The sequence below is a fragment of the Candidatus Planktophila sp. genome (assembly GCF_046070465.1).
In the GTDB taxonomy this organism is placed as follows: Bacteria; Actinomycetota; Actinomycetes; order Nanopelagicales; family Nanopelagicaceae; genus Planktophila.
In genome coordinates this window covers 1-7,253 of the sequence record NZ_JBJTMK010000093.1, presented here as the reverse complement: position 1 = coordinate 7,253, position 7,253 = coordinate 1, and the positions used below count along the sequence as shown (strand labels likewise).

Annotated in this window: 4 protein-coding genes and 1 tRNA gene; all 5 read left to right on the top strand. The window is 50.3% G+C overall.

From position 1 onward, the window contains the following. On the top strand, window positions 1-3,786 hold a 3,786-nt coding region (gltB, locus tag ACKOVI_RS04290), incomplete at its 5' end, for a glutamate synthase large subunit (protein WP_509602809.1). After that, window positions 3,779-5,233 carry a glutamate synthase subunit beta gene (locus ACKOVI_RS04285; protein WP_509602808.1) on the top strand — a complete coding sequence of 485 codons (1,455 nt, stop codon included), beginning with the start codon at window positions 3,779-3,781 and terminating at the stop codon, window positions 5,231-5,233. The genes gltB and ACKOVI_RS04285, both read left to right, overlap by 8 nt. Before the next feature lie 72 nt (window positions 5,234-5,305). Continuing rightward, a complete protein-coding gene (pyk, locus tag ACKOVI_RS04280) occupies window positions 5,306-6,745 on the top strand; it encodes a pyruvate kinase (protein WP_509602807.1) in 1,440 nt (479 codons plus the stop codon). A 65-nt stretch (window positions 6,746-6,810) separates the two neighbouring features. Then, a tRNA-Leu gene (locus ACKOVI_RS04275) sits at window positions 6,811-6,883 on the top strand. A 38-nt stretch (window positions 6,884-6,921) separates the two neighbouring features. Continuing rightward, a partial coding sequence (locus ACKOVI_RS04270) for a response regulator (protein ID WP_509602806.1) occupies window positions 6,922-7,253 on the top strand: 332 nt, incomplete at its 3' end.

Genomic DNA, 7,253 nt, shown 5'->3' with positions numbered 1-7,253 from the left:
ATCAATACAGTTAAGGGAAATCGCAACTGGATGCGCGCACGTGAATCACTTTTGAAGAGCGAATACTTCGGTGAAGATTTAGAACGTATCTTCCCGATAGTTGAAATGTCGGGCTCTGACTCAGCATCATTTGATGAAGTTCTCGAACTTCTCTACCTCGGTGGTCGCTCACTTCCACACTCAGTTTTGATGATGATCCCTGAGGCATGGGAGAACCATGCGACGATGTCCGCCAAGCGCCGTGAGTTCTACGCATTCCACGCCTCAATGATGGAGCCATGGGATGGACCTGCATGTGTGACATTTACCAATGGCCACCAAGTCGGTGCAGTTCTTGATCGCAACGGTCTTCGTCCATCACGTTACTGGGTGACAGATGATGGACTTGTTGTTCTTGCATCAGAAGTCGGTGTACTTGATTTTCCTGCAGAGAAGATTGTTCGCAAGGGTCGCTTGCAGCCAGGAAAGATGTTCTTAGTTGATATCGAATCTGGTCGCATCATTGAAGATGATGAAATCAAAGATACTTTGGCAGATGCTGCGCCTTACGGACAGTGGCTTTCAGATGGGATGGTGAAGTTATCCGAACTCCCAGCTCGTGAACACATCATCTATCCACACAAATCTGTTGTACGCCGCCAGAAGGCATTTGGATACACAGAGGAAGAGCTCAAAATCATCGTTGCTCCAATGGCAAAGTCCGGGGGAGAAGCGCTTGGTTCGATGGGAACCGATACTCCGATTGCAGCGCTTTCCAATAAGCCACGCCTGCTCTTTGATTACTTCACACAACTCTTTGCTCAGGTAACAAATCCACCGCTTGATGCGATTCGCGAAGAGCTTGTGACAAGCCTTGGCGGATCAATCGGTCCAGAGCACAACTTGCTCGATCCAGGACCAAATTCATGTAAGCAAATCTCATTGGCATTCCCAGTTATTGATAATGACGAACTAGCAAAGATCATCAATATCAACGTCGATGATGAGTACCCAGAACTTGCAGCATATGTAGTTCGAGGACTCTTCCCTGTTACAGGCGATGGCAACACTCTTCGTCAGCGTCTAGAAGAGATTAAGCAAGAAGTTTCACAGGCAATTAAAGACGGCGCACACGTCATCGTCCTCTCTGATCGCGATGGCGATGCAGAAGATTGTCCAATTCCTTCATTGCTTCTTACTGCAGCAGTACACCATCACCTCATTCGCGAGAAGACTCGCACTCAAGTGGGTCTTATCGTTGAAGCTGGAGATGTTCGCGAAGTGCACCATGTTGCCCTTCTCGTCGGTTATGGCGCAGCTGCGGTAAACCCATACCTTGTCATGGAATCTGCCGAGGACCTTGTTCGCCAAGGTGTCATCACTGGAATCTCTCCAGAGAAGGCTGTGCGCAACACTATTAAGGCGCTTGGTAAGGGCGTTCTTAAGGTGATGTCGAAGATGGGTATTTCTACAATCTCTTCTTATACCGGTGCGCAAGTATTTGAGGCAATCGGTTTAGCTCAAGATGTTGTCGATGAGTTCTTTGTCGGCACAACATCTCGTCTTGGCGGAGTTGACCTCGATGTCATTGCTGAAGAGACAATCAAGCGTCACTTCTTGGCATATCCAGTCGGCGGGGAAATTCCAGGAGCTAAGAAGCTTGCAGTCGGTGGTGAATACCAGTGGCGTCGCGATGGTGAACCACACTTGTTCAATCCTGAGACAGTCTTTGCTCTTCAGCACTCAACACGTAACAAGCGTTACGACATCTTCAAACGTTACACATCAAAGGTCAATGATCAGAGTAAAGCGTTGATGACTCTTCGTGGTCTCTTCGAATTCAAGGAACGCACTCCAATTTCTATCGACGAAGTTGAACCAATTTCATCAATCGTCAAGCGTTTCTCAACCGGTGCGATGTCATATGGTTCTGTATCGCAGGAAGTCCACGAGACTCTCGCCATAGCTATGAACCGACTTGGTGCAAAGTCCAACACTGGTGAAGGCGGCGAAGATCCACTTCGCTTTATTCCACTCGAAAATGGCGATTCAAAACGCTCGGCAATCAAGCAGGTCGCATCAGGTCGCTTTGGTGTAACCAGTAATTACCTCGTCAACGCAGATGATATTCAAATCAAGATTGCACAGGGCGCAAAGCCTGGTGAAGGCGGACAACTTCCTGGCAACAAGGTCTACCCATGGGTTGCAAAGGCACGTTACTCAACTCCTGGTGTTGGTCTTATTTCGCCACCACCGCATCATGATATTTATTCCATTGAAGATCTTGCACAGTTGATTCACGATCTTAAGAATGCAAATAAGAACGCACGTGTACACGTCAAGCTTGTTGCTGAGGTAGGGGTCGGAACAGTTGCTGCTGGTGTTTCTAAGGCACATGCCGATGTTGTCCTCATCTCAGGCCACGATGGCGGAACAGGTGCATCACCACTGACCTCTCTCAAGCATGCAGGTGCTCCATGGGAGCTCGGTCTTGCTGAAACTCAGCAGACACTACTTCTCAATGGACTTCGCGATCGCATCGTTGTTCAGACAGATGGTCAACTCAAGACAGGTCGCGATGTTGTGATCGCAGCGCTGCTCGGTGCCGAAGAATTCGGTTTTGCAACAGCGCCACTAGTGGTTTCCGGTTGCATCATGATGCGTGTCTGCCACCTGGATACATGCCCTGTAGGCGTTGCAACACAGAACCCAGAACTCCGTGCTCGCTTCTCTGGTAAGCCAGAGTTCGTAGAGACGTTCTTCGAGTACATCGCTGAAGAAGTTCGTGAGATTCTGGCATCGCTCGGTTTCCGCACAATTCAAGAGGCGATTGGCCACGTGGAATACCTTGATACCAAGAAAGCAGTCGATCATTGGAAGGCGGCCGGCCTTGATCTCTCACCTCTTCTAGTTCGTCCAGATGTTGAGTCATCTCTCTATTGCACTACGACTCAAGATCACGGATTAGCTGCAGCTCTCGATAACACTCTTATCGAAAAGGCGGCTCCTGCACTGACAAGGGGGGAGAGGGTCGCTATCGATCTTCCAGTCCGCAACGTCAACCGCACAGTCGGAACAATGTTGGGAGCAGAGATCACTCGCAAGTACGGTGCAGAAGGTTTGCCAACCGGCACTATCGATATCACCCTTCACGGCTCTGCCGGTCAATCACTCGGAGCATTTACTCCGCGCGGAATGGTGATTAGGCTCTACGGAGATTCAAACGACTATGTCGGTAAGGGAATCTCAGGAGGACGCGTTGTTGTACGTCCAGACGAGAAAGCAACTTTCCCATCGCAGGACAACGTCATTGCAGGTAACGTCATTGGTTACGGTGCAACTGCAGGTGAAATATTTATTCGCGGACTTGTGGGCGAGCGATTCTGCGTTCGTAACTCAGGTGCAACAGCGGTAGTTGAAGGCGTGGGAGACCATGCGCTCGAATACATGACCGGCGGAACAGTCGTCATTCTTGGCAGCACTGGTCGCAATATTGCGGCCGGCATGTCCGGTGGACGCGCGTTCGTTCTCGATCTCAATTCAGCACTTGTCAATGCAGACATGGTCGATGTTCTCGCGGTCCCTGCTGATGAGCGCGAACGCCTTCACGCAGCTGTCTCAGAGTTTGCACAAGAGACAGATTCAGAGGTTGCAAAGGCACTTCTAGCTGATTGGGATGCGTCACTTGCTCGCTTCTCACTCATCATGCCTCGTGACTATGCACGAGTTCTCGCAGCGATTGAGAGAGCTGAGAAAGATGGATTACCGGTCGATCAATATGTAATGGAGGTTGCAGCAAATGGCTGATCCAAAGGGCTTTATGACAACCCCGCGCGAGACACCTAAGCGTCGTCCCGTCGATGTGCGTATTAAAGATTGGCGCGAAGTCTACGAACCACAGAGCTTCGAGCACTTGCAAAAGCAAGCTGGACGATGCATGGACTGCGGTATTCCTTTCTGTCACAACGGTTGCCCACTCGGAAATTTGATTCCAGAGTGGAACGATTTGATGTGGCGCGGATATAAATCTGATGCACTTGATCGCTTGCATGCAACAAACAACTTCCCTGAATTCACCGGTCGTCTCTGTCCTGCACCGTGCGAGACTGCATGCGTTGTTGGTATCAACCGCGATGCTGTGACTATTAAGCAAGTTGAACTGCGCACAATTGAAGAAGCTTTTGGTTTCGGTGCAGTAAAGCCAATGATTCCAGATCGGCTAACAGGTAAGACCGTTGCAGTTATCGGTTCAGGACCTGCTGGACTCGCGGCCGCACAACAACTTACTCGTGCAGGGCACACCGTTGCCGTCTTCGAGCGGGCAGATAAGATCGGTGGACTTCTTCGTTACGGTATTCCTGAATTCAAAATGGAGAAGAACATTCTCGATCGTCGCCTTGCGCAGATGGAGCAGGAGGGAACACGTTTCCGTCCCGGCGTAGCAGCTGGTGTCGATATCACTGGTGCTGCCCTTCGCACACGTTACGACGCAGTTCTTCTCGCAGTCGGAGCAACACAATGGCGTGATCTTCCAGTTAAGGGCCGCGAACTCAAGGGCATCTATCAAGCGATGGAATTCTTGCCATGGGGTAATAAGCAGGCGCTCGGTGAAGTAGAAAACCCACCCATCAATGTTGCTGGAAAGCATGTTGTCATTCTTGGCGGCGGAGATACAGGCGCTGACTGCTTGGGTACATCTGTTCGTCAGGGCGCTGCGAGTGTGACTCAGCTCGAGATCATGCCTCGCCCAACTGAAGATCGTCCTGCGGGTCAGCCTTGGCCAACATACCCAATGATCTTCCGCATCTCATCAGCACATGAAGAGCTCGACAACCGAATCTTCGGAGTCTCTACAGAAGAATTCCTCGGAGATGACAATGGAAATCTTCGCGCACTCAAGATTGTTGAAACGAAATTCGTTAATGGAAAGTTTGAAACAGTTCCAGGAACAGAGCGCGAACTCCAAGCAGACTTCGCATTCCTTGCCATGGGCTTTACAGGTCCAGAAAAGTCCGCGTTGATCGAACAACTAGAAGTTGAACTCGATGATCGCGGAAACATCAACCGCAATGCAGATTTCCAGACGAATCAGGAAGATGTATTCGTTGCAGGAGATGCTGGTAGAGGTCAGTCGCTGATTGTCTGGGCAATCGCTGAAGGACGTTCAGCTGCTGCAGCGGTCGACAAGTATTTGATGGGGGAGACGCAATTGCCTTCGCCGATCGAACCGACTACACGTCAGCTGCTGGTCTAAAGCCAGATAAATCACAGCGAAAAACCAGCCAGTAATGTCCGGCTCCATTTATTAGAAGATAAGGTACGTATCATGCGCCGCGCGAAAATTGTATGCACAATGGGTCCTGCTGTTGAATCTCCAGAGAAGGTGCGAGAACTTATCGCAGCTGGAATGAATATGGCACGCCTGAACCTCTCCCATGGTTCTTACGAAGAGCATCAGGGTCGTCTCGATCGTGTTCGTGAGGCAGCAAAAGAGTCCGGCAAGGCGGTAGCCATTCTCGTTGACCTCCAAGGTCCAAAGATTCGCTTGGCACGTTTTGAGAATGGCCCACATGAGTTATTCCGTGGAGACATCTTCACGATCACAACCGATGAAGTTCCTGGCACAAAGGAGCGCGTCGGTACTACTTATAAGGGCCTTCCAGGAGATTGCAAGCCTGGCGATTTCATTATGATTGATGATGGCAAGGTCACTGTTGAGGTTGTTGAAGTAAAGGGCAACGATGTCATCACAAAGTGCATCTTCCCGGGAATGGTCAGCAACAACAAGGGACTCAACCTCCCAGGAGTAGCGGTATCTGTTCCTGCAATGTCAGAGAAAGATGCAGACGATCTTCGCTGGGGACTTCGTGCGGGTGCTGATTTCATCGCGCTCTCGTTTGTTCGAAACGCGGCAGATATTAAAGATGTCCACGCAATCATGGATGAGGTCGGAATTCACGTTCCTGTTATTGCAAAAATTGAAAAGCCTCAGGCAGTTGCTAACCTTGAAGAAATCGTTGATGCATTCGACGGCATCATGGTTGCTCGCGGTGACCTCGGTGTGGAAATGCCAATCGAAGATGTTCCGATGGTTCAAAAGCGTTGCGTTGAGCTCGCTCGCGATGCTGCAAAGCCAGTAATCGTCGCAACTCAGATGCTCGATTCTATGATTACAAATTCCCGTCCAACTCGCGCCGAGGCAACGGACTGCGCAAATGCCGTTCTCGATGGCGCAGATGCTTTGATGCTTTCAGGTGAAACATCAGTTGGCGACTTCGCAATCGAAGCTGTTCAGACAATGGCGCGCATTATCGAAAAGACAGAACAAGAGGGTCTCGATCGCATCCGTCCTTTGTCACACGCTCCACGCACAAAGGGCGGCGCTGTTACTAAGGCAGCTGCAGAGGTAGGCGAAGTTCTCGGCGCAAAGTATTTAGTGACATTTACACAGTCCGGTGATTCAGCTCGACGTATCTCGCGTCTTCGTTCCCATCTTCCAATCCTTGCAATCACACCCGAGACAGGAACTTATAACCGCCTCGCACTCTCTTGGGGAATCGAGCCTTTGATCTCTCCAATGGTCAAGCACACTGATGACATGGTGATGCAGGCAGATAAGATTTTGATTGAGTCCAAGCGCGCTGCTATGGGTGACCAGGTGATGATTATCGCTGGTGCGCCTCCAGGAATTCCTGGCTCTACAAACGCTATGCGTGTTCACACTGTGGGCGATGCTGTTAATGGTGTTGTGCCAGCTTATAAATAAGCTGGACGGTGCTCGTAGTACCCGCATACAAGTAGTCCTTTCAGTCAGGTAGGATTGCCGCTGTCGCCTCGGTACTCCAACGGTAGAGAGGGCAGTCTCAAACACTGCATAGTGTCGGTTCGAATCCGACTCGGGGCACTCAGCTTTTAATTTCTATCCCGGAAGGATGAATAGAAATGGCTATACGCATTCTTGTCGCTGAAGACGAAGCGCTTATCCGGATGGACCTTGTCGAAATGTTGCGCGAAGCTGGATATGAAGTCGTCGCGGAAGCAACTAATGGCGAAGAAGCAATCGCACTCGCGACAGAACATGCGCCAGATTTGTGCATCCTTGATGTAAAGATGCCGGTTCTCGATGGAATTTCGGCAGCAGAGAAGATCATCTCAATCGCACCAGTATTGATGTTGACTGCATTTAGCCAGCGCGAACTCGTCGAGCGTGCGCGTGATGCTGGAGTTATGGCGTATGTCGTTAAACCATTTTCAATCGGCGACCTTATACCAGC

Excerpts from the sequence above, each read along its gene's own strand:
- ACKOVI_RS04285 (WP_509602808.1), top strand. The coding sequence starts at position 3,779 with ATGGCTGATCCAAAGGGCTTTATGACAACCCCGCGCGAGACACCTAAG.
- pyk (WP_509602807.1), top strand. The coding sequence starts at position 5,306 with ATGCGCCGCGCGAAAATTGTATGCACAATGGGTCCTGCTGTTGAATCT.